Origin of the sequence: Rubellimicrobium arenae (genome assembly GCF_017916275.1) — a bacterium.
In the GTDB taxonomy this organism is placed as follows: domain Bacteria; phylum Pseudomonadota; class Alphaproteobacteria; order Rhodobacterales; family Rhodobacteraceae; genus Rubellimicrobium; species Rubellimicrobium arenae.
Genome location: NZ_JAFMST010000002.1, coordinates 20,897 through 42,907, shown reverse-complemented (window position 1 = coordinate 42,907; position 22,011 = coordinate 20,897). Strand labels below are relative to the sequence as shown.

Here is a 22,011-nt window from a genome sequence, read left to right as displayed (position 1 = left end):
TGACTTTCTGGATAGAAGTAAGTTTTAGGCTTTTTGAATGGTCTAGGCGCCAGGCCATCCTGGAAATCCAGATACTCCGCTCAGCGCAGCCGTGCTCATGTGACATCGCCTGTGCGATTAGCCCATCGAATAGGCCGACACGCGCAACGAGGACGGCCGAGCCGGTTGAAACCGCAGCGTCGAGTTCCTTCAAAGGATTTAGCTGGAGACGGGCAGGTCCCTAGGGTCGAGACTCGTTACGCCAACCAGAAGATGACGGTGGCGGCGAGGGCGATGGCGGAGAGGAAGAGATCTCCGCACCGTGTGTAGCGCATGGCGATGCCGCGCCAGTCCTTCAGGCGGGCAAAGGCGTTCTCGATGCGGCAGCGTGTCCTGTAGAGGCGCTTGTTGTGGCGTGCGGGATGGAGGCGTCCTCGCCGGCCGGGGATGCAGACGCGCAGGTCGCGGGCTTTCAGCTCATCGCGCAGCCAGTCGGCGTCGTAGCCCTTGTCGCCGAGCAGGCGCTTTGCGGGCGGAAGCTGCGCCAGGAGCACCAGGGCACCTGTGGCGTCGCTCATCTGGCCGGGGGACAGGAAGAAGGTCAGCGGCCGGCCTTTGCCGTCACTGACCATGTGGAGCTTGGAGTTGAGGCCGCCCTTCGTGCGGCCGATCGCCCTCGGGCAGAGCCCCCTTTTCTGAGGCTCGCCGCCGTTCGGTGGGCCTTCAGATGGGTGCTGTCGATCATGATCGTGTCACCGTCCGGGCCGGGCTTGGCCAGGTCGCGGAAGATACGGGCGAACACCCCGAGACGCGACCAGCGCGCAAAGCGGTTGTACAGGGTCTTGTGCGGCCCGTAGACGGCCGGGGCATCCTGCCAGCGCAGGCCGTTGCGCAGAACATGAAGGATACCGCTCAGCACCCGGCGGTCGTCCACCCGCGGCTTGTCCCGCACCTTCGGGAAGTGCGGCCTCAGCCGCTCCACCTGTTCGTCGCTCAACCAGAACTGACCGCCCATGCCACCCTCCGGAAGCCGGGCCGCGTGAATCAGCCAAGCCGCTGAAAGGCCAGACCGGTTAAAGGTCTGGACCCTAGGCTCCGGACCTGCAACCGCTCTGGCCTTTCAGCGGCTTGGCTGATGGACGCGGCCCGGCTTCCGGAGGGCGTAATGAGCGGGCGGTTCTGGTTGAGCGAGCAGCAGGGGGAGCGGCTCCGGCTGCACGTTCCCACGTCCCGGGGCAAGCCGCGGGTGGACGACCGGAGAGTCTTGAGTGGGATCCTGTTCGTCTTGCGCAATGGCCTGCGCTGGCAGGATGCTCCGGCCATCTATGGGCCACATAAGACCGTCTATAGCCACTTCGTCCGGTGGTCCCGTCTGGGGGTGTTCGCTCGCGTCTTCCGTGACCTGGCCAAGCCCGGGGCAGAGGGGGAGACCCTCATGAGGGACAGCCCGCACCTGAAGGCGCACCGAACGGCGGCACGCCTGAGACAAGGGGACTCCGCCCGAGGGCGGTCGGGCGCACCAAGGGCGGCCTGGACGCGACGCTGCCCAGGGTCGGCGACGGACGCGGGCGGCCGCTGACTTTCTTCCTGTGCCCTGGTCAGATGAGCGACGCCAAGGGCGCCCTGGTGCGCCTGGCCCAGATGCCACGCGCCAAGAGGTTGCTGGGCGACAAGGGCCATAACGCCGACTGGCTGCGGGATGAGCCGAACGCCCGTGGCGTCCGGGTCTGTCTCCCCGCCCGCAGCAAACGGAAGCGCCCCGCCCCCCACAACCGCAAGCTCTACCAGAAGCGCTGCCGGATCGAACACGCCTTTGCTTGGCTGAAGGATCGGCGTGGCGTTGCCCTGCGCACCCCCCGCTGTGGTGACCTCTCCCTGTTCGCCATCGCGCCGCCCCCGCCGTCATTTCTTGGCTGCTGTGGTGCGTCTGGAGGCTACAATGCTCGCTGCTGTGGACAATCTGGCAGTCTCGGCGGGTGAGTTCGGATCCGTTCTTGCTTTCGCCGCAAACCGAGGAGGCTTTTCAAGGCTCGCCGCAGGCGAGATCCTTTCAATGATGTGTAGCTTGCGCCTCCCTGAGAGGTGGGAACTCAGGCCAAAGTTCCCGGTCGATCGTGAGCAGGCTACGACAAATCTTACTGCTCGACCAATCAGAGAGCGTCTTTCGGGTAACTGATCGCAAGGCCGCCAGGGTCAAAGACTCAGCGAAGCCGCCTTCCGCAGTCCCCGAACAACTTAGGAATGGGTCGACGGCAAGGCCAAGGCGTTACGAATGTTGATCCCAGGGATGTCTGAGCACATCGGCGGCATCAAAGATGAAGGGCGGCTGAGTTCAACGAGACATTGTTGCAGTTTTTCATGGTCCGCGTCATACTGAGAACCAAGGGATCGGGTTCGGTCATGGGAGGCAACCTCCCGAGTCCATTAAGGTCCGAATGCTGACTACAGGTAACATCAACCTGGAGTGGAAATGCATACGCCTAGAATCCAACCAGAGCGCAGATAAGCGGTTCCGACCTGCTGGCAACGAACGCGTCGTGACGCCGACCTGTGTTCCGTCGAGGAGAACGTAGCTTCCGCTCACCCATGAATGCCACGGTGCGGAGGGAAACGCTATGCTGATAACCCGAGTTGGGCGCATCCTATTTTGGATCGTCAGCGGCCTCGGCTTGCTTGCGTTCCTTGTGGCGCTGTTTCTGGTGTTGGCCGTCCGCGCACTTATCATGGCCCCGACTGACGAGTTCGGCACGGTTGAGGACGAGGCCAAGCTTGCCAGCCTGTCCATCAACGACTTCCGCGGTGCATCAGACCCTTATTTCGTCGAGATGGACAAGGGTCTTCTTCGTGCCCCTGAGCGAGGTCAAGACGAGCCTTCGGAGATCCGTGAAGTCGCCACCCTCACTCGCCTTTCCAACGACGAGGTGCGCGACCGCGCTGTCCGCGGCCAGAACATGTGGTTGGTCTGGACGGGCGGCAACGATCGGTTTTGGGACTTTGCGGCGCGCAAGGCGCTCGGCTCATTTGACCTGCTCAAAATAATTTCGTCTCACCCCAGCCAGGCCTACGGACGCGAGAACCGTTTCCGCTATCTCGGTCTCGTCAACGAGCCCTGCTTTGGCGCGCCTGAGGGACCCGACCCTGCGCGCTTTGGCCTTTGGCTGGACCAACGTGATGCCACTTGCGGACCGGACCCCTTCGCGGACCCCGAAGCCTATCCGGGTGTGAGGATCGGGGCTCGCGGTAAGCCGACGCCCATCGCGGCGGAGTATCCCGAGTCAACCGATGATGGCGCACTGCCTGTCGGGTCATATTACGGCGAACCCACCGGCGTGCTGGGCTTGCGGCTGTTCCCCAACCCTGACTTCGATGCCGAGGCGGCGGCGGCATGGGATCCTGAGCGCTACTATACGGATCCGAGTTACTATGACGATGCCGACCTTGTGCGACCGTACCGTGTAGGGATGTCCTGCGCCTTTTGTCATGTCGGACCAAACCCGATCGACCCACCGGACAACATCGAAGCACCAGAGTGGCGCGAACTGACGTCGAACCCTGGCGCTCAGTATTTCTGGGTCGATCGCGTCTTCTTCTGGAACACCCGTCCACGCTCTGAGCCCGACGTGCCTTCACCGAACGAGAGCAACTTCCTTTACCAGCTGTTTCATACCAACCCGCCGGGTTCGCTGGACACCTCCTTGGTCTCGTCGGACTATATGAACAACCCCCGTACGATGAACGCGGTCTACGAGGTTGCTGCGCGTCTCGAATTGGCGAGGCATCTCGGGCATGAGGTGCTCCAGGGTGACGAGCGTGCCAACCTGCAGTTCGGGAGCTTTGAGGAGTTCAGGCAGAACGCGGCGCTCACCTCGCTGTTCGACGAGGACACAGGGCGGGTTGCGTCCATGCGGGTTCTCAAGGACGGCGCCGACAGCGTGGGCACCCTCGGCGCTCTGAACCGCGTTTACCTGAACATCGGACTGTTTAGCGAGGAATGGCTGTTGCACTTCCGAGCCTTCTTCGGTGGGCAAAGGATCTCTCCGATCCGGATCGAGGATGCCCAGCGGAACTCGGTGTACTGGCAGGCGACCGAGGCCCAATCCATCGACATGGCGATCTTCTTCCTCGTTACCGCTCGCGCCGACCACCTGGAGGACGCGCCGGGGGGCCGCGAGATCTTGGCGGAACAGTCGTCTGCGGAAGCGGCCGAGCGCGGCAAGATCGTCTTCGCCGAGAACTGCGCAGCTTGTCATTCAAGCAAACAACCCGCGCCCGATCCCGCCTTTGGCGTGGACCAAGGCGAGTGTGAGGGGGGCGGATCAGGTCCCAATTACCGCCTGTGCTGGGATCGGTTCTGGACCTGGGCGCAATCCGACAGCTTCAAGGCGGATATGGTGGCGCTCATGGGCGCAACGGATGCTGCGGGCCGCGAAACGTTCCTGGACGGGAACTATCTCTCGACAGAGCGCCGGGTACCCATTGACGTTCTTGGCACCAATACATGCAGCGCGATCGCGACGAACGGCCTCAAGGGTGACATCTGGGACAACTTCACCTCGTCGACCTACAAGTCCCTGCCCCCGCCGGGGGAGGTGGTCGTGCATCACCCCGAGTCGGGCAGCACCAGCAATTTCCAGTCGCTTGGGAATGGACGCGGCTACATCCGACCCGCCTCTCTTGTGAGCCTTTGGTCGACTGCGCCTTACCTTCTCAACAACTCGGTAGGTCATGACCCGCGCTACGATGGTCCGGCCTCCTATGGAGCCGCAGGCAGCCAGGAGGGCGCCACCGCAAGCCTTGAACAGGGAGATGCATCGGAAAGCTCCGAGCCACGTTCAGGTGCTGACGGCCGAGCCCAGGTCACAGATGCCCTCGGCTCTCCTGCCGATCGGGGAGACCAAGTCTACGGCCCAGCTTCTTGCCCGTCGGAGGATCCGAACAACCCGTACCTACCTTGCACCGAGAACCGCGTCTCTACGTTCCAGCACTCGATACGCCAAATGCTCTCGCCGGAGTTGCGCCTGACCGATGACGGGACGGCTGCGCCCGTCCCCGGGTACATCTACCGCACGACGGCACCGTCCTGCCTGATGGTCCCGCCGGGTTATGCGCCGGAGTTGATCAGACGGTGGAGTGGCGTGCTCAGTTGGCTGGCGCCTTGGGCCGTGACGCCCGAGGGCGGGATCGAAATCGGACCTTTCCCCGAAGGCTTTCCTGTTAATGCGCTCGCTAACAGTGAACTCCTGCCTGACAACGACGAGTCCGTGACATGGGCGCACGCCTGGAAGGTGCTTTCGGCCGGTTGGACCATTCGTGGTGCGCTGAGCGACTTGGGCGGCCAGTGCTCTCCTGACGAACTCGCCGATCCCGCTGTGCTTCAGCATGCCCAGAACGTCGTGCGCGAACGTGGATTGGTCGACGCGTTGGTCGGGCTCAGCAAATGCCCGGACTACGTCGTCAACCGCGGTCATACCTTTGGAGCTCAACTCAGCGCCGAGGACAAGGAGGCGCTGATTGCCTATCTCCTCCGCCTTTGATCAACCTTACGAGGACGCAGGGCTTTACGACGTGATCGTTGTCGGTGCCGGGGCCGCCGGCGCCGTCGTTGCGGCGCGCCTCGCCGAGGAGGGGCAGCGGGTCCTCGTCTTGGAGGCTGGTCCCGACCCGGCCGACCCGGGACTCGCTCCGGATGCGGACCGTGCGCTCTGCGACGATTACCAGGTGCCTGCCTTTCACGCCTTCGCTTCCGAGCACTCGGCGCTCCGGCGCGATCTTTGGGTCCGATACTACAGCGATGACGCGCGCCAGAAACGGAACTGGCGGTATGACCGGGATCGCGACGGTGTCCTCTATCCCCGCGCCTGTGGGCTGGGGGGATGCACCGCGCACCACGCGATGATCTTCGTGCGGCCCAACAACCAGGACTGGAACAGCATCGCCGAGACGATGGGCGACCCGTCCTGGCGTGCATCGAACATGCAACGCTATTGGGAGCGGATCGAACGCTGTCGTCATCGATGGACTCCCTGGCGCTGGCTGGCTCGGTTGACCGGCTGGAACCCGACCGGGCACGGGTGGAACGGATGGCTCACGACCGAGTGGGCCATGCCCCTGCGGACGATCCGCGACCGAGCACTTCGGTGGCACATTCTGGGTTCGATCCGGGCGGCAGCTGATCTCTATCAGGCGGCTGGCCTGGACTGGGAAACGACGCGGCTTGACCCCAACGAAAGCCGCCGCAGGGACGATCGAGCACCGGGCATCCGCCTGCCCCCGATGTCCACCCGAAATCATGCCCGGTCGGGCCCGCGCGAGCGCCTGCGCGAGGTCGAGGCTCGCCATCCGGACAGGCTGAGTCTTCAGCTGCGCGCCAAGGTCCTCCATGTCGAGGTCAGCGACGGGCGTGCAGCCGGCGTGGTTTACGAACAAGGCGGCCGGATGCGACGCGCGCAAGCTGTTCATGACATAGTGCTGTCGGGCGGCGTGTTTGCGACCCCACAACTCCTCATGCTGTCAGGTATCGGCGACCCCGCCCACCTGTCGGAGAACGGGATTACACCGCTGCATGATCTGCGCGGGGTCGGACGTAACCTCCAGGACCGTTATGAGGTCGGAGTCGTCTATCGCATGAAACGGCCATGGGCCGCATTGGGCGGCGTCACATACGCGCGCCGGGATCGCAATTTCTGGCTCTGGAACAAGTTTCGCTGGGGCAATTACAAGAGCAATGGCCTTGTGGTCGCGGCCGAGATCAAGTCGAGTTCGACCGTCACGGTCCCCGATCTCTTTTGCTTTGCGCTTCTGGCTGACTTCCGCGGCTATCACCGAGGGTATGCTCAACGGCTGCTGAAGCTGAATTACATGACCTGGGCCATCCTCAAGGCCTATACGGCAAACTCGGCGGGCACTGTCCGGCTACGCTCGGCAAACCCCGACGATCAACCTCGCGTGGAGTTTCACTGCTTCGAGGAAGGCAGCCCGGGTGCGGAGCAGGATCTGGACGCGGTCGTCGCGGGTATTCGCTTTGTCCGGAAAGTTGCTGATCGCATGGGGGCTCAAGTGGAGCTGGAGGAAGAGCCGGGCCACCTCCTCGTGTCCGATGACGATCTTCGCAACTACGTGCGCGATAACGCCTGGGGTCATCATGCATGTGGCACCTGCGCCATGAAACCAAGACTCGAGGACGGGGTCGTCGACAGCCGCTTCTGCGTTTATGGGGTGGCGGGCCTTCGCATCGTCGACGCGTCGATCTTTCCGCGGACGCCGGGGTACTTCCCCGTGAGCTCAATCTATATGATAGCCGAGAAAGCCGCGGATGTGATCCTGGAGGACCTGGCACGAAGTCCAGCCGACAGCGCTGTATCATACCAAACCCAGAGTACCGCCAGGGCATCCGGCATCAAGGTTGGATCTGGTGGCGTCCCGGGCGCACGGGAACGCGGCCCAAGAGGGATCAGCATTGGTGACCATTGTCAGTGGCTCCCGGGGGCCGCCTTATCAGGCGGCTCCACTGCAACCCCGTGATCAAACATTTCCCGTCCCGTAGGTTCCGTATGAGCCACGCAGTTCATCCGCTGGCGATGGGTCGCAAGTTCTGCGTAAAGGCGCCGCCGTGCCCGGCTCTGATTTCCCAGCGGCCGATGTTCCGGAAGAGTGTGCCACGGATTGAATCTCAGGTTGCGCGCGAATGCCATCTGCGCGGGCGTATCGAACTGCTGGCGAGGGATGTGAATGCGTGCGACAGGAACCCAAGGTGACAGGCTCTCAGGCCATTGGATCGACGCGTCCTCGATCGGCATGAGGTGCGGGTCCGTCTGGATCTGCACGCGCATCTCGAACTCCACGTCCTTCTCGCGAAGGGTCTCGACCATGTTGTCGCGCAGGTAATTGGGGGGGACGCGTCCGAAAGGCACGCCGCGGATCCTCCGCGTGACTTCGGTGAGGGGAACGTATGTGAATTGCATCGCCTGCCCCTCGCCCAACAGGTAGGGGACGCAGCTGTAGTATGGCTGGCCGAGGGGATTATATTGAGTTTCGTTCCACAGGCTCTGCATGATAAAGTCCAGAAGGTGGCTGTCCTTGGGGTTGAGGAAGTACCAGAGAGGCTCGTCGATTGTGCTCCAGTATTGCAGCTTGGCGTTCTCCCGGACGTCGGGCGTCACGAAGGTGGGGGTGACAACGGCCGGCCAGTCCTGAGTGTGCTTTTCCTCGTCCATGAGCTTGGGTCCAGGGACATCCATGAGCTTCACTGACATGGAGCCAAAGCCCACGTCGCGGATGTCTTCGGGCACGTCGGGGCCAGGCCCTGCGTAGCGGATGTAGGCGGGATAGCTGCGTTGAACGGCGAAGATTCCCTTTCGCAGGTGCTCCGGCAAGTGGTCGTAAACGGTGAATGTGGCTCGGACGAGCCCATGGGTCTTTGTATTGCCTCCGCGCTCGAAGGCGCCCGGCTGGAAATGACGGTTCATCTGCTCGCGCATCTCGTCGACCACCGTCTCGAGGCTTGCCTCCTCCCATTCGAAGAAGGTCTCCTCCGCAGGTCGGAGGCCTTGATGCGGGCGGTTCCGCGTCTTCAGTCTCTGGACGGATCTGGCCAGCGGCTCGCGCGCGAGACGGTTCAGCTGCGGCCGGAAGAATGGCTCGAGCCGTCGCTCGATATGGAGCCCGCCTTCGAGCACCCGATGCAGCAGGCGGCGCAGCGCGATCAGGATGGCGATCATGGCGGTTCCCCTTGTGGGTCGTGAGCGGCGAGAAAACGGAGGGCGCGGAGGCTTGGCAGGAAAAAGTAGGCCCCACCCTGCACGGTGACGAAAGGGGGCAGCCCCTCGGTCCGCTCGGTCACGCCGAGACGTCGTGGACGACTGAAGCTGTCGGTGCGAACCTCGCCGTTGACCGCCATCCGGTTGCCAAGGAGCGGATCCTGCTCGGCGAAGAGTCCGTTGAACTTTGCGGTGCTGAGCCAAGCGTTCTGGATGAACTCGAACTGGCGGACAAGATTCGCACAAAGACAGATGAAGTACAGCCCTTGGGCGGCACCGGCGCCCTGCGCCGCTTCGGGCTGCATGTCGGCGCCGAATTCACGCCCCCGCCGAACAATCCGATGAAAGCGAGTGGAGGCGACAAGGTCGTGCCGTCCTGGAAGTCGATCCCGCCGTCGCAGAAAGCCCAGCATACTCATCAGCCGTGACCCGGCCCCGCCGACCTCGGGCGGATGATCGCCGGTTCGCGGATTGGCGCGACGGATATGTGCGCCCACGGGGCAGATGTAGCCGTCGGGATCGCCGTCATAGGTGAAATCGTTTCCAGCCTGGACAGCAGCCGCCGAGCCATCCGCCGCCATGAGGGTGCGGCCGTCGCGGTGACGCCCCACCATGGCGGCGGCCAGCGCTTCCCGACGTTGGGCATCCCTGTCAGCTGCCCCGTCGAGAAAGCTCCAGAAGCCGTGCACGTCCTGATGCAACTGGCGAAGCACAAGGAAGGTGCCATTCTTGCCGAAGTCGCGCCAGTCCGGGGCATCGGCCGCCACCGGGAGAGTGTCGGCGCCGGGCGTCCCTGATCGCACGAGCGGACGCGGGGAGACCTCGCCGTATTCGTTGGCGTAGCCGAGCACCACTTCTCCAAGGGCGAGAACGTTCGAGTAGGGCAGGGGCCGACGGGGAGGGCGTGTCAGCTTCTGCTCCCAGTCGATCTCGGGCTGGCTGACGCCGTCGACGAAGCCGAAGGGTTCAACGCTGCGGCTGAGGCTCGTGGGCAAGACCTGCACGACGCGGAACGCTTGGGCAAAGAGGGGACCAGTGACCGCCTGCTCCAATTCCTCGAGCTGCCCTGGCTCAGCGTACAGCATGAGGATCGCGTGCGGCTCCGGGCGGCCCCAATACCAGTTCGCCGGGTCGTTTCCGGCCATGTCGCCGAGCCGGCGAGAGCGGTTCGCCTCGCCGGCCATCCCTCCAAGGAAGGCCTCTGGAAACTGGGCCAGGATTTCAGCTTCGAGACCCAGGGCGCGCAGCCCGCTGGCCGTGAAGGCGATCTGAAGCGCGGTTCGTGGCGGGGTGTCCTGACGTTCGGCCGACGTCACCTGGGCTGCGCCGAGCCACTGCCGGGCGGCTGCAACGTTTGCCGTCTCGAGGAGGAGGAACTCTGCCGCTTTCAGCTTGCCATGGCCGAACCGGACGAGACCTTGGATATCAGCGAAGTCGACCGTGGCCATGGTTCTAGCTCCTCAAAGCGCGGCGAGCCAGCGGCGGATCGCGCGCTCGCCGTCAAGCCTGGATTCAAGGCCCCGTCGGATGAAAGAGTTTTCAGAAAGATCGTGTGCCGTGAGGCCGGGATAGGCCTTGTACCAGACATCCGTAGGCAACTGTCGGTTACGCAGGAAACGCTTGAACTTGGTCTCTTGCCGCGCCCCATCCTTGATCAGGAACCGTGTGGACGGATAGCCCACGCCGTTCGAAAAGACGAGATTGAGGCCCCAGGCAACCTTGTTGATGAAATCATCCATGTAACTTTCGAGCGAGCCGTCGTAATTGCTGCAGAACAGGATCCTTCGGCGATCGTCGAAAAACACCCAACGGGCGAAATGGATGGTCTGCACCCGAGCCAGGTGGCCGCGGGCATATATGTGGTGCGTTGCATAATCGAGCAGGAAGAGAAGAAGCGTCGCAGCGTAGCGCCGAAACAGCCCCGGCTTGAGGTCGCCTGCGGCGGAGAACGCGTTGGTCACGTCGTAATCCTCCATCGTGGAAACATAGGCCACATGCGTGTCGTCCGGGCGAGGCAGCACCTCCGGATCCGACCTCTCGAGGCGGCGGAGTTGCAGGATCAGGAAGGGAGCCGCCAGCGCCAGAGCGGGCGCTGCGAGAAGTAGGGCCAGCGGTACGCCCAATGTCCCGGCGAGGTCGCGGACGCGTCGGCGGAGCGGAGTCGGCGTCTGTGGCGTCAGGAACAGCCGGCCAGCCCGGCGTTCCTCCCACGCGAAGGATTGAAGCGCCGCATAGAGCACGCCCGCATCCGACGAGCCGAGCGTTCTCACCAGCAAAGGCAGCCGCGCGCTCAGGGATCGCCTGAGCGCGGCTTCCTCGCGGATCTGGCGAACCGTGCGGCCGCGGGTGTTGACGTAATTCGCGGCCTCCTGGACGTTGCGGGCCTGCATCCAAGTCAGCAGCTCGTCCCCTGTTGGTGAAAACCCGCTGCAATGCGAGAAGATCTGCCGGAGGCCGTCCCGCGCCCGTGTGGCCAGTTCTGCAAGGAAGCTCGTCCTGTCGCCATCGATGTCACCAAGGAAGACCAAGTGCGGCGGATATGGCCGCGGTTGGACGCCATGAGCCCGGATGTCCCGCCAAGTGTTGACTTCGACCAAGAAGAGCCGCGCGAAATGCAGACGGTCAAAGGCGCCGAACGGGATGAGCGTATTGTTTGGGTCCGCCTGTCCCGGCTCACCCACCATGGTTGAGAGAAGTGCCCGCAGCGCCTCTGCCTTGTTCTCCCCGACGGGAGCCATTATGAGAAAGGTTGTTTGCGGAGTCATGTCTGTGCCAGCGGATCGCCTGTTCAGGTGGCTGCGGCGTTCGTCCTTGACTTGAATTCGAGGACAAAGTCGATCAGGCGCTGGTTGTCCCAGTAGACCTTGCCAAGATACACCCCGGGCGCAATTGCGCGGATTTCATCGCGGATCCAATGCGCAACGAGCGATGTGTCCGAGTAATCAAGCACGATGCATTCCTTGCCATCGAGCCAGCTCTTGTCCTTGTAGACCGTCGCGATGATCGCATTTAATCCGAATGGCAGGATTCGATTCCGCAGCACGCCCTTGCGGCTGTCGAAGACCTTGCCTTGCCAGGCAAACATATTGATCAGCTTCGAGATCACCGGCGTGAAGGCGGTGCCAGGCGCGACGACGGCGGTCCCCTCGGCCTCTCCTTCGGGAATGTCTCCGGCGGGAACGCTGGAGAACAGCGCGTCAAGTTCTACTTGGGTCATCTGCATGAGCCGTTCGACATCATAGGCCACTGTCGTTCCTCCTTGATACAAGGTCCTCCAGCCTCTGGGTCAGGCGCCAAGCTGAGGGGTCGAAGGTGGATCCTCCTGACGCCCGCGGCATTGGACGAGGCGCGCTAGACGGGGCGGCGAAGGATTTCATCGAGTTCGCTCCTTGCCCGCAGGCTGCGCTCGTCCCAGCGATCGCAGAGGATGCATCACCATCTTGGCGTGCACGCCTGCCGCCACTTTGAGCATCCCGACGTTGCGGGCATCCTGGCGGGGCAGAGCGATCCCGCCCAAGATGATCCAGGCCCCCGGGGCGGTCGGCTCAGATCCTTGAGCGTCGGCACCTTGGGGGCGGCAGGGCAAAAGCACACTGCCCGGAAGGCGCGGCGCAGCGTGAACTCGCGGTTGAAGCCGTCCCGGCCGTTTCATGCCTCGTCCACGGGCCCGCGCGCAGGGAGGGGCGGCAGGATGCAGGGCAAGATGCGCGAACTTCTCGTCCATCCTGATGGGCGAGGGGCTAGAGCAGGACAGCGCGAGGCTGGCCTCGATGTCGATGAGTGTGCGACCGCCGCGGGCGAGGTGCAACGTCACCCGCCCTCCCTCGCGGCAGAGGAGCCCAGACATGGCGAGGAACCGCCCCCGGAGCCCGCCCATCGTGCCGTCACCGACCGCCTGCATCGTTGAAAGGAACTGGCGGGCATCGCGCGCACCGTCTCCGGCGGCGCCTGAGGCAAATCCAAGGTTCTGCACCCGTCCGGCGTCCAATATCCGAACGCCGACGGCTCGCTGGTCTGGGACAGAATTGGCATCCGACTGGGCCGCCCAATGAGAAAAGCGGACGATCGCGCGCCAGTCAGCCGCCAACTGGAATGGACCGCGGACGAGCAGCGGCGCGGGGTCGGTCGGCACACGGAACCGCGCGGCAGTCCTGCCGTAAAGCGTTCTGAGTTGGATCCCATGGTCCGGAGTCTCCCGGTCTGCGACGGCCCGCTGCAACTGCTGGACCGACCAAGCCGCCGTCGCGGCGAGCCGCTGACCCTGCGCAGCGGACCCAAGGCGAAGCGGGAGAGCATGGTCGGCGATCGCCCGACAGCCGGCCATGCGCAAGGCCGCGTCGTGCTCGGTCGCGAGAACGCCAGTCTCGTCCAGCAGAGTCGAGCCCAATGGCCGCGCCGACGCAATGGCCCCACCAGCTTGCCGGCCACAGGTGGCCAAGAGGGATGGGTCAGGGAGGAGGGGGTAAGCGCTGACCATGCAAAACGCTTTCGTGGTTGGTGGGCCGGTTACTGGACAACCGGATCGGCTTCGCCTGGCCATAGGGATGCCGTATCCTGTCGCTCAGGATCGCGGGATCGACGTCCTTGGGCTCGAATGTTTTCTCGGCATTGCTGAAGCCCGCCCCCGCAAGGCCGGTGAAGTGCCGCAGCAAAACCCCCTTGGGGTCTGCGCTATCCACCCAGTTGAGTCCCGCCAGCGTGTCGTGCCCCGTGTCATAGTGAATCGTGTAGAGCGGGCCGCCCTTAGGCCGTCGCGAGGCGTTGTGGGCGAAGGACTCCTCGAGAAGTTCGTAGTCAAAGGAACGCCCGGTCGAACCCAGCATCGCCACAAGCAGACCGGCGCGGTCGATCGCCGCCTTTCAACTCGCACCCGGCCTTTCGTCGACGTGCTGCATGCCGGCGATTTGGTCGGGATCGTAGGTGAAATCGGTCCAGGTCGTGGACTCCCGCATCCCCACCCGCGCCGGAGCTTGTTGGAGTGCGGGACGACGTCCTTGCAGTCGCGCGGGACGTCGGTGCGCGCGAGTGCTGTGACGGGACATTCGGGGACGGAGGGCCGCATCAGTGTCGGCGCGCAGGTGTTGAGCGCCAGGTGGCTGGCGTGGGCTCGACATGCCGAGAAGGCCGTGCTCTCACGGCCGAAGTCGCGCCGCAGGCGAGCCACACTGCACGACCGTGTCTCGGCCAGCGTGACACGTTGCCCGTTCGATGCCCTGAACGCATGCAGGACAAGGTCATCCAGAAACGAGGAGTGGAGCCTGCGAACCCGCATGAACGCCTGGATCGTACTGTACGCTACGCCGTGGTCGCGGCAGTCGTTTCCGATGGTGCCACCGAACTCGCGATCATGGATCTGCGTGCCTCCGAGGTTGTGCGGTGCCTTACTGCGCCCCCCTTTGCTCAAGAGGTCGGCGACCAGGCCGGACCAGTTCCCGTTCATCGCGTCGCAGAACATTTCGTCGGGCAAGACCGCTCGCGCCCATCCGGCGGCATGTATCCTGGCTATTATCGCGGCGTTGATGAGCCTTGCCCTCTGGAATGCGTCCTCCTCGTCGACTCTCGAGTGGCACGTGCAGGGCATGTCGACGATGGCATTATGCTCGCAGGCGCGCAGTGCGTGACGGAACGACAGCCCAAGATGCGATACGTGGTCGACGAAGCCACGGCGCGCAGTTCCCCTGAGACCCCATCGCCCGCCACTGAAGCGCGAACCTGCAACACGCGCCGTCTTGTCAGCGCTCTGGCGGGTGGCCCCGCGCGAGTTGTCAGGGGATACCAGCGCCAGACGCTCCGCCGCCCCGGTCTGGAACGCGGGACTCTCGCGCGATCTTACACATCCGCTGCACATAGTACGCTCCTCTGCGGGACGATCGTCCGCCGCAGGAAATAGAGGGTCTGCAGATCGAAGGGCCTCTTACTTGATGGCTATGAAGCAGGGCTCCAAGAAGATCTAACCGGCTCGCCGAGTTGGCAGGTGGCGAATTCGTCTACTCAGGCCAAAATTGGCTACAGTCTTCGAAAGACTGATCTGCATCGGTCACTCTAGCTGCCCTGCATCTTACACTACGCGGTGCCTCGAATCAATTTTTGTTTGTTCTGCGGTCTGAAGCCCAAATCGGCAGGACGACCCTGGTCCATAAGCTCATGATTCAGTTTGCGAACGCGTCATTATTGGACGCTCGGTTCCAGCGACGGAGGAACTCTGCGCGATAAGGATGATAGACTCGCGTCCGAAAATATGAGAGTATTCCCTAGGTCCTGTGGTCAACTGATCTCCCGCCGATACGTCGCCGTATTGGCGCACTGGACGCTTATCTGGTTTGCAACAGAGAACGTGGACCGGGGTCTACGGGCTTCCGTGGGCCGGCCCGGCAACGGGAGGTAGCAATGAGCTCATCTGATATCGCAGACTCCCGAACCAAATCCGCAGACGTATCTGCTACCACGTCCGCCCTTGTTGCCAAGACGATTGCGCCGGCCCTGAAGCGTGTGGATATTTCGCAGATCTTGGCGAAATCTGGCGTGGCAGGTAGCATCGGCGTCGGCCGGATTGAACTTGGTCAGGCCACGATCGAACGGGTCGCGATCCAAGGCGTGAACGCTAGGCTGGAGGCGGGCAGCACGCAGCTCGAAGGGGTGCGGGGAGTGATCCGCATCATTGCTACGCTGGCCTACCGGGTATTACTTGCCGATCGCACCGCATCTGCCGAGTTCCGTTTTCCGTTCAGCATCGGGAATGTCGTCATACCTAACCTAGATAACATCAACGTAAATATCCCCTCGGCGACACTTTCGGATGCCCGGATTGGCGTCGAGCCGATCTTGAACCTGGACCTCGGCGGCGGCCAGTTCACCGACCTGCGGATCGATGGCACGCATCTGCCTGCAGCGGGATTTGGGCTCGACGGAATCGCCCTTGGCAATGTCATGCTGCGGGATGTCAGCGTTCCTGCCACTTTTACCTCATCCCTTTCGATCGGAAGCTTCGCGCCCGTTCAGCCATTGCGCCTCCCGAACACGGTCTTAGCCGGACTTCAACTTCCCGACGTGGACGTGCCGCATGTGTCTTCAGGCGCGCCGATCTCCATTCCGAGCATCACGCCCGTGGACGTCGGCACGAGCGTCGGCTTCGACCTGATCCTTCTGAGCGTCCGGCTGTCCTTACGTCCAGTCGTGGACATCGAGATATCCGCATTGACCATCAAGGATATCGAGGCGTTCTCGTCCGTGCAGCGGATCGCCATCGAAGACATCAGGGCGCCGGTGACCCTCCACGACTTCCGGCTCGGCGAGTTGGAACTACGCGAGGTCACCATCAACCAGATCACCGTCTAAGGAGGCGAACGTGCAGGAAGGCGACGTGGCCAAGGCGAACTTCGAGGCCCTCTGGAAGCTCGCGAGCGAGACCCCGGTCCAATACCTGGATTCCGGCGAAGACGAGGACATCGACAGGGCTGCCGCTCTCGGCGCATGGATCGAGCAGATCGCGGAGGCCTGCCTTGCCGGCGGGCTGATCGCAGAAGCGGACCATGCCGAGTTGAAGAGGTGCGGAGAGACCGTCACCCGGATCCTCGGCGCCGTTCCGCCGGACGCCCTCCAGGCCGAGCTGACGGGCTTGGGACCTGACGGCCCAGGTCCACGAACCTGATCTGATGGGAGCAACGCCATGCCGGACCCGCAACTTGTCGCCGCTCGCCCGCTTGATCCGCAACTCGTGCAGCAGCTTCAGGCGGCGCTGCGGCGGCGGATCACCGTCGACAGCATCGCCGTCGCCGGAGGACGATCTGCCTCGGTTCATGTCGGTCGGATCGAGGTCGGCGAGGCCAGCATCGAAAACGTCACCATCGAGCATTTCTCGTCGCGGGTCACCTGTGGGTCTGCGCTGCTGCGCAACGTACGCGCGATCCTTGAGCTGCATTTCGAGGCCCGATGGGCCTACGACCTCAAGTGGTTTGGCAGCGATCAGGGGGTGAAAAGGCTCGGCTCCAAGGCGAAGACCATACCACTGCACGAAATCCGCATTCCGGTCCTGCGGGACATCGAGGTGGAAGTTCCGACAGTGGAGGTTTCCGACATCACAGCCAGCGTCCTTCCAGTCACCGACGTGGCGCTGGGCGCGGCCGGATTCACCGGCCTCGCGATCGAGCGAACGCGTCTGCCATCGAGCGGCTTTCAGGTCTCTGGCGTCGGGTTCGCCTCTTTCGAGATCTCGCATCTCGGGCTCCCGGATGCCGACAGCGCCCAGCTGACGATCGACAGTTTCAGGCCCGAGGCGCCCCTGCGTTTGCCCGACATAGCAATCGGCAACATCGATATACCCGAGGTCGCGATCCCGGACGTAGGCTCACCGGAGCCGGTCACGCTGCTGGACATCCAGACCGAAACCTTCGAAGCGCCGGTGTTCAAGATCGGCGAGTTCTTCAAGGTGCATTTCGTGGTCGAGCCAGTGCTGCACCTTCAGATCGGCGAGCTTGTGCTGAGCGAACTCCGAGCGAATGCTTCCATCGGCGCGTTGCGGATCAAGGAGCTGAGCACGCCGGTGAGCTTGCAGGGGGTCCGACTCGGAGATCTGACGCTCGGCCAACTCTCGGTCGACGGCCTACACGTCTAATGGAGGCAGAACCATGCCCGAACGCCCGCCTGAGACACTGACCGCGAACCAGCGGTTCGACGCCCTTTGGGAGGAGATCGGCGCCAAACGCGTCATCATCGGCGACGAGGAGAACGGCATCGTCATCCGGGTCGACGCCGACCTGTCGATCTTTGGTATTTTGGACAAGCTCAAGGAGGCAGCAGAAAGCGAGCACGAGAAGGGCGATCTGAGCAAGGACGAGCAAAAATCCGTCATCGAGGTTCTTGACCAAACGGTCGGCAAACTTTCCAATGGCCTCTACGAAAAGCTGAGCAGGCATTTCGATACGCTTGCCGGCAAGCGGCAATGACACGGACCTGTTTTGGCTGCCTCGCCACTTGGCATGATGGTGCGGCTCGAATGCAGGCGGGTTGCAGTGGTGCCAATAGTCGCATCGGCGGACCCAACAAGCGATCGCGTCTTGGATCGCTCGGGGGCAGTTGATTTGACAGGGCCGCCAAGTTTCCGTGCCCAGCCCCGGCGCTGAAGGCCGCCAGCGCAAAGACGCCAGAATCACCCGAGCGGGACCTCGCGGTAGGGCCAAGACGGCGGGGTCGGCACCAGTGCTCGGCCAGCCGTCCAGTAGCGCCGAATGCAGTGGTCTGCGACGAGGTACCCCCAGTTCACCAAGCGCATCGAAGTTTCGACGCCTTGGTCCGCGAGCCGAGTCGGTATCATCGCCATCCGATCCGGCATCGAGGGGTCGAAGGCCAAGGTGTCCGATCCGGACAACGCAGGTGGCGTCGTGTCGATGCCCCAATAGGCTCCGAGCCGCTCGTAGGGCAGGGGCGGCTCCTTGGTGAAGCGGTCCTCCTCGAGAGCCCGCGCGCCAAGTTGGAACCGCTGGATGAGGTCGCGGCGGCGCTGCGCTCGGACTTGGTTATCAGTCAGATCAAGAATGCGCCGGAGTTGCCGCACCCAGTCAGAGGCGACCCGGGGCTGGCGAACAAACGGAGCTCCGCCATCGCTGACGAGCAGCGTCGTGTAGCGTTTCGCGATGGGCTCAAGTCCATGGTTGTCGTAGATCCCGCCATCCGTGAGCTGCACCCGTTCCCGTAGGGCGGCCAGATTAGTCGAGACATAAGGTTTGATTGGGCCTTCGCCCCAGCTGCGGAAGTCTGCCGGGTCGATCCGCAGCTCCATCGGCGACAGGACCGGGGGAAACGCCGAGGACGCCGCCACGGCCTCGGCTAGGCGGAACGTCCTCCGCTCCGGGGGAACATAACCCAGGACGTAGTCCCCGCAGTAAGCCTTTGTGAAGCGCCACAGGGCCCCGGTCTGGAGGTTCGTGGCGCAGAACACAAAGGTCGGACGGTCCGGCAAGGCGGCCAGGGTCGCGCCACGGAAGAGCGCGGCGTCGTAGCGACCGGCGAGCTGCTGAGCCGCGGACGTGCCTGGTCGCAGGCTCCTGAGCAGGACCATGAGGTCGATGCTGCGGCGCGAGAACTCGTACAAGGGGCGGACGACAGCGTCGAAGAACCGCTCGAATCGCCCGCTGCTATCTTGGGACAGCTGGGGCCAGACGAGCGCCAGATGACCGGCGGCGATGGATCCGCCGGACACGCTTGAGATGCGATCAACATGCGAGAGGAGACCGAGCTCGTTGAGCCGCAGCAGGGCGCCGGCGTGGAAAAGCATGGCGCGGTAGCCTCCCCCCGAGAGGGCGAGGCCGATCCCCTGTTCGAGCTTCCCGCCCCGCCAGCGGAAATCAGCCACCGTTTGGGCCTCATCGGAGGTTACCGCAAGCTGGTCGATGCTGGACATCTGCACTCCTTCCGGACCCGGGGGGCATGAGGACGCCGGCAGGCTGAGGAACTGGTTCCATCTCTGCCGATGAGGAGCGGCGGGTCTTGCGGCCACAGTGCTCCGCCGGGCGAGCAGGAGCGCAGCCCCCGTTCAGCCCAGCGGGGCAATCGGCCGACATGCTGGAGACGAAGGGCTTCCGCTGGATCGGCAGAAGTGACCGGATCTGATTGGAGCCCCAACCCCGGCACGCCTGCCTCCACTCGTCCCAGATCTGGAAGGGCAGGGTCGTGGCAGGCCGTCCGGCCCTGAACCAGGCCTCGAGTGCCTAGATCCGAGGACCATCGCCGTGCCGGAGGGGCCTGCAGACCGCGGCGATCACCCGTAAGACGGGTATGATGCGCGTTGCCGCAAGAACGGGCCCCACCAATCCGTTGCCGTAGCGCAGGACGGTGCCATCGGGCAGGCGCGCGCCGCGCCAGGACGGCGGTCAGGGCCCGGTGGTCGAAGGGGGCGGAGTGCCGTTGTCGGGCGGTACACTCGGCCGTCATCTCGTTGCTTGGACTGGGGGTGATCGGTGTGCCGGTCGCTGGTGGCGCAACGCGCCGGGCCCGTCGAGACGGTTGACCCTCCTCCAACCCCCGCGAACGGAGCCGGGGTTTGGTCCCGGATGCTTTCGACCATAGGCCGCCAGCGCCGTGTTCGATGCGACCGGAGGAACCCGACATGTGGGAAAGGACCGTGCGTTGCGCCCGCGCCTGTCCGGAGGATGGCGTCTTGACCCACTCGAGGATCAAGGCCGGCGCCAAAGCCATCCCGCCTCGGGAGACGATCCTGGGGCCAACGTCGGCGTTAAGAGCGGCCGTCCTAAGGCCCGGCGCATCAAGGTGCCGCGCGCTGGGAACGGCCCCCCAGGATGCCGGGACTTCGAGAGAGCGGACGGCCTCGGGAAGGCCGATGTAGGGCGCAGTAGCGGAAGCGACGTACTTGCGTCGTTCGGTGTCGGAAAGGTCCGGGTCGCTCAGGGCCGTTTCTGACAGGGGATGGCTTGGGGTCGGGCCGGTCTGCTGTTCCAAGAGGTGATCTGAGGCGCGAGGAACCCTGATCGGGACCCGGCGCCGGCTGTCACGAAGGTCACCTGCCTGGGCCTGCGGCTCTGGCCCCGGACGGCGCACATGCGGAGAACAAGCCACGGAACACGCATCGGTGCGGGAGGGCACATGCCTCGTCTCGTCGCAGCAAGTGTCTGGTGCGCCGATGTGGAACATCTCAGGGCCCCGGCAGGTCGTCCAACGCTCCGAACGATTCAACTCTCCTCAAGGCATCTGGCCCCCGGCGGGCGCCTAAAGAGGCCCGCCAAGGGCCGCGGCGACGTTGTTCGGCCGGGAACACACCCCCCGGGCTCGGGGTCATGAAACGGCCTCCGGGTCGCCGACGTCGAAGTGATCGTGCATGGGATCGGGCTCGTCGATGCCGAAGGTGGGGAGGGCAGGCCGGTCGAGGAAGGCCCGAACCGCCGGGTCGCCAGGGTTGCTGATCTCGCCTTTTGCATCAAAGCGGGCGGCCATCAGGAAATCCGCCTCGATCTGGTCATAGGCGGGGTCCCAGTGGGTGTTCTCCGGGACATGGCAATGCCCATAATGGCCGCGCTCCCGGGCCCAGGTCGTGGCATCGCGGTTGTGCCCTCCAGGGTCCTTGCCGTCCTTCGCGGGCTTGGGCAGCCCATTTGGCCACTTGTGCGGAACGTCGTGCTGTTCCTCGATCCAGCGGCAAAGGCGTGCAAGGTTCATGAGTGTCTGCTTGGGCTTGCGACGCCCCGCAAAACCCACAACCTCGATCTGAACGGCGCCGAGCCGGTTCGTCTGCACACCGCCCTTGGAGTTGCGCAAGGCCCGCGCGCCCTTGGCCGTGTCGACATGCTGGTAGATCGTCGTGCCGTCCACCGTGAAGTGGGGATCGGCCCGATGCTTGCGGTACGCCGACATGGCGCCTTCAGCCGAGGAGCCCTCCGTCGTGTGATGGACGATCCGATAGGTGTCCTTGATATGGTCGCCGGAAGGGCCAGTGATGGGCTTCCATTCGGCAAATGGGCACTGCGGCATGTTACGTCCTCTCTTGGCTGGCCAAGGCCGGACCCAGGTCGGGAAGCCCGGTGATGTAGCTGGTCTGGAAGGCGCGCACCTTTTCGCGGATCGCGGGCGCGAGGTCGTCGAGCGAGCCGGTGTTGATCGAGGCCCGGCCGGTCCTGCGCCGAAGGGTCGCCTGCTGCTCGTGAAGCTTGAAGAAGATCACCGTCGTGATCGTCTCGGTGGCCTCCACGCCAAAGGCGATGGACTCGACCAGGAGGCCTTGCTCGGGGTCCTGGCGCGCCAGGGCGATCTGAAACTGCGCCGTCCGGGCGTGCTGGCTTTCACGGTTGAAGATGGTGATCCAGTCCGAGTCGTTGCCCAGTGAGGTGAGCGCCTTGAGCGTGGCTTCTACCACGGCCACGGCGCCAGGCACGCCGCCGAGGAAGGTCGCGGCGACATCGAGGATGGCCTTTTGCACGTCGGTGCCGACATCCTGTGTGCTGTACTCGGCAAATTCGTCCTGCTGGACGACCCAGCCGATGTTGCGCAGCACCGAGAAGTAGGCCTCGAACCACGCCTGGATATCACTGTGGTCTTCGACCTGTCTGTCGGCCACGAGCTGTGCCAACAGCGCGGAGTTCGAGATCGCCTTGCGTGTCTCCTCGTCAACCCCGCTCACAAAGGAGATGACGTCCGAGCCCACCACGACGGCTTGGTCCCTGGCGCTGTCGAAGGCGACCTGGACCGCGTTGGTGGTGGCAGCCAGGGGAGGAGGCTTTGCAGCGATCTGCGCCTGCCGGATGAACTCTCGGGCCTTCGACGTTTCTGCCAT

Annotated in this window: 15 protein-coding genes and 2 pseudogenes; 7 read left to right on the top strand and 10 right to left on the bottom strand. The window is 63.9% G+C overall.

Going from position 1 to position 22,011, the window contains the following annotated elements; all coding sequences use genetic code 11:
- Window positions 1-236: 236 nt before the first annotated feature.
- Window positions 237-994, bottom strand: a protein-coding gene (locus tag J3P31_RS02870; RefSeq protein WP_210526907.1) for an IS5 family transposase whose coding sequence is annotated in 2 segments (ribosomal slippage) — window positions 237-656 and window positions 659-994 — 756 coding nt in all. Because the reading frame shifts where the segments join, the coding sequence is not laid out codon by codon here.
- Between the two features lie 150 nt (window positions 995-1,144).
- Between J3P31_RS02870 and J3P31_RS02865 the strand changes: the two are divergent.
- The 3 genes and pseudogenes from J3P31_RS02865 to J3P31_RS21720 form a co-directional block, all read left to right on the top strand.
- A pseudogene (locus tag J3P31_RS02865) lies at window positions 1,145-1,895 on the top strand (IS5 family transposase); the annotation flags it as partial.
- Window positions 1,896-2,594: 699 nt separating this feature from the next.
- The gene (locus J3P31_RS02860) at window positions 2,595-5,513 is read left to right on the top strand and encodes a hypothetical protein (RefSeq protein ID WP_210526906.1); all 2,919 of its coding nucleotides are present in this window, start codon (window positions 2,595-2,597) and stop codon (window positions 5,511-5,513) included.
- Window positions 5,491-7,500, top strand: a complete 2,010-nt coding sequence (locus tag J3P31_RS21720; RefSeq protein WP_210526905.1) for a GMC family oxidoreductase — start codon at window positions 5,491-5,493, stop codon at window positions 7,498-7,500. The genes J3P31_RS02860 and J3P31_RS21720 overlap by 23 nt, the downstream gene beginning before the upstream one ends.
- Here J3P31_RS21720 and J3P31_RS02850 read toward each other — a convergent pair.
- From J3P31_RS02850 to J3P31_RS21805, 6 genes and pseudogenes are all read right to left on the bottom strand, one after another.
- Window positions 7,449-8,696, bottom strand: a complete 1,248-nt coding sequence (locus J3P31_RS02850; RefSeq protein WP_210526904.1) for a catalase family protein — start codon at window positions 8,694-8,696, stop codon at window positions 7,449-7,451. The two genes, J3P31_RS21720 and J3P31_RS02850, sit on opposite strands and share 52 nt — an antisense overlap.
- Window positions 8,693-10,183, bottom strand: coding sequence for a Dyp-type peroxidase (locus J3P31_RS02845; protein ID WP_210526903.1), 1,491 nt, complete (start codon window positions 10,181-10,183; stop codon window positions 8,693-8,695). Before J3P31_RS02845 ends, J3P31_RS02850 begins: the two co-directional genes overlap by 4 nt.
- Before the next feature lie 12 nt (window positions 10,184-10,195).
- Window positions 10,196-11,500 carry a hypothetical protein gene (locus J3P31_RS02840; protein WP_210526902.1) on the bottom strand — a complete coding sequence of 435 codons (1,305 nt, stop codon included), beginning with the start codon at window positions 11,498-11,500 and terminating at the stop codon, window positions 10,196-10,198.
- A 23-nt stretch (window positions 11,501-11,523) separates the two neighbouring features.
- Window positions 11,524-11,982, bottom strand: coding sequence for a hypothetical protein (locus tag J3P31_RS02835; RefSeq protein ID WP_210526901.1), 459 nt, complete (start codon window positions 11,980-11,982; stop codon window positions 11,524-11,526).
- Between the two features lie 1,201 nt (window positions 11,983-13,183).
- Window positions 13,184-13,558, bottom strand: a complete 375-nt coding sequence (locus J3P31_RS21210; protein ID WP_246849245.1) for a hypothetical protein — start codon at window positions 13,556-13,558, stop codon at window positions 13,184-13,186.
- Window positions 13,559-14,184: 626 nt separating this feature from the next.
- Window positions 14,185-14,583, bottom strand: a pseudogene (locus J3P31_RS21805) (peroxidase family protein); the annotation flags it as partial.
- Window positions 14,584-15,122: 539 nt separating this feature from the next.
- On the opposite strand from J3P31_RS21805, the gene J3P31_RS02825 reads away from it, so the two are divergent.
- The 4 genes from J3P31_RS02825 to J3P31_RS02810 are packed head-to-tail and all read left to right on the top strand — an operon-like array spanning window position 15,123 to window position 17,677.
- Window positions 15,123-16,070, top strand: coding sequence for a hypothetical protein (locus J3P31_RS02825; RefSeq protein ID WP_210526899.1), 948 nt, complete (start codon window positions 15,123-15,125; stop codon window positions 16,068-16,070).
- A gap of 10 nt (window positions 16,071-16,080) precedes the next feature.
- Window positions 16,081-16,383, top strand: a complete 303-nt coding sequence (locus J3P31_RS02820) for a hypothetical protein (RefSeq protein ID WP_210526898.1) — start codon at window positions 16,081-16,083, stop codon at window positions 16,381-16,383.
- Between the two features lie 18 nt (window positions 16,384-16,401).
- Window positions 16,402-17,346, top strand: a complete 945-nt coding sequence (locus J3P31_RS02815) for a hypothetical protein (protein WP_210526897.1) — start codon at window positions 16,402-16,404, stop codon at window positions 17,344-17,346.
- A gap of 13 nt (window positions 17,347-17,359) precedes the next feature.
- Window positions 17,360-17,677 (top strand): hypothetical protein, encoded by a 318-nt coding sequence (locus tag J3P31_RS02810; protein WP_210526896.1) that lies wholly within the window; start codon window positions 17,360-17,362, stop codon window positions 17,675-17,677.
- A gap of 203 nt (window positions 17,678-17,880) precedes the next feature.
- Here the strand turns inward: J3P31_RS02810 and J3P31_RS02805 are convergent, their stop codons facing one another.
- The 3 genes from J3P31_RS02805 to J3P31_RS02795 all read right to left on the bottom strand — a co-directional run bounded on the left by J3P31_RS02805 (window position 17,881) and on the right by J3P31_RS02795 (window position 22,011).
- The gene (locus J3P31_RS02805; RefSeq protein WP_210526895.1) at window positions 17,881-19,131 is read right to left on the bottom strand and encodes a patatin-like phospholipase family protein; all 1,251 of its coding nucleotides are present in this window, start codon (window positions 19,129-19,131) and stop codon (window positions 17,881-17,883) included.
- Between the two features lie 1,388 nt (window positions 19,132-20,519).
- Window positions 20,520-21,212 carry a peptidoglycan recognition protein family protein gene (locus tag J3P31_RS02800; RefSeq protein WP_210526894.1) on the bottom strand — a complete coding sequence of 231 codons (693 nt, stop codon included), beginning with the start codon at window positions 21,210-21,212 and terminating at the stop codon, window positions 20,520-20,522.
- A gap of 1 nt (window position 21,213) precedes the next feature.
- Window positions 21,214-22,011, bottom strand: coding sequence for a hypothetical protein (locus tag J3P31_RS02795; protein WP_210526893.1), 798 nt, complete (start codon window positions 22,009-22,011; stop codon window positions 21,214-21,216).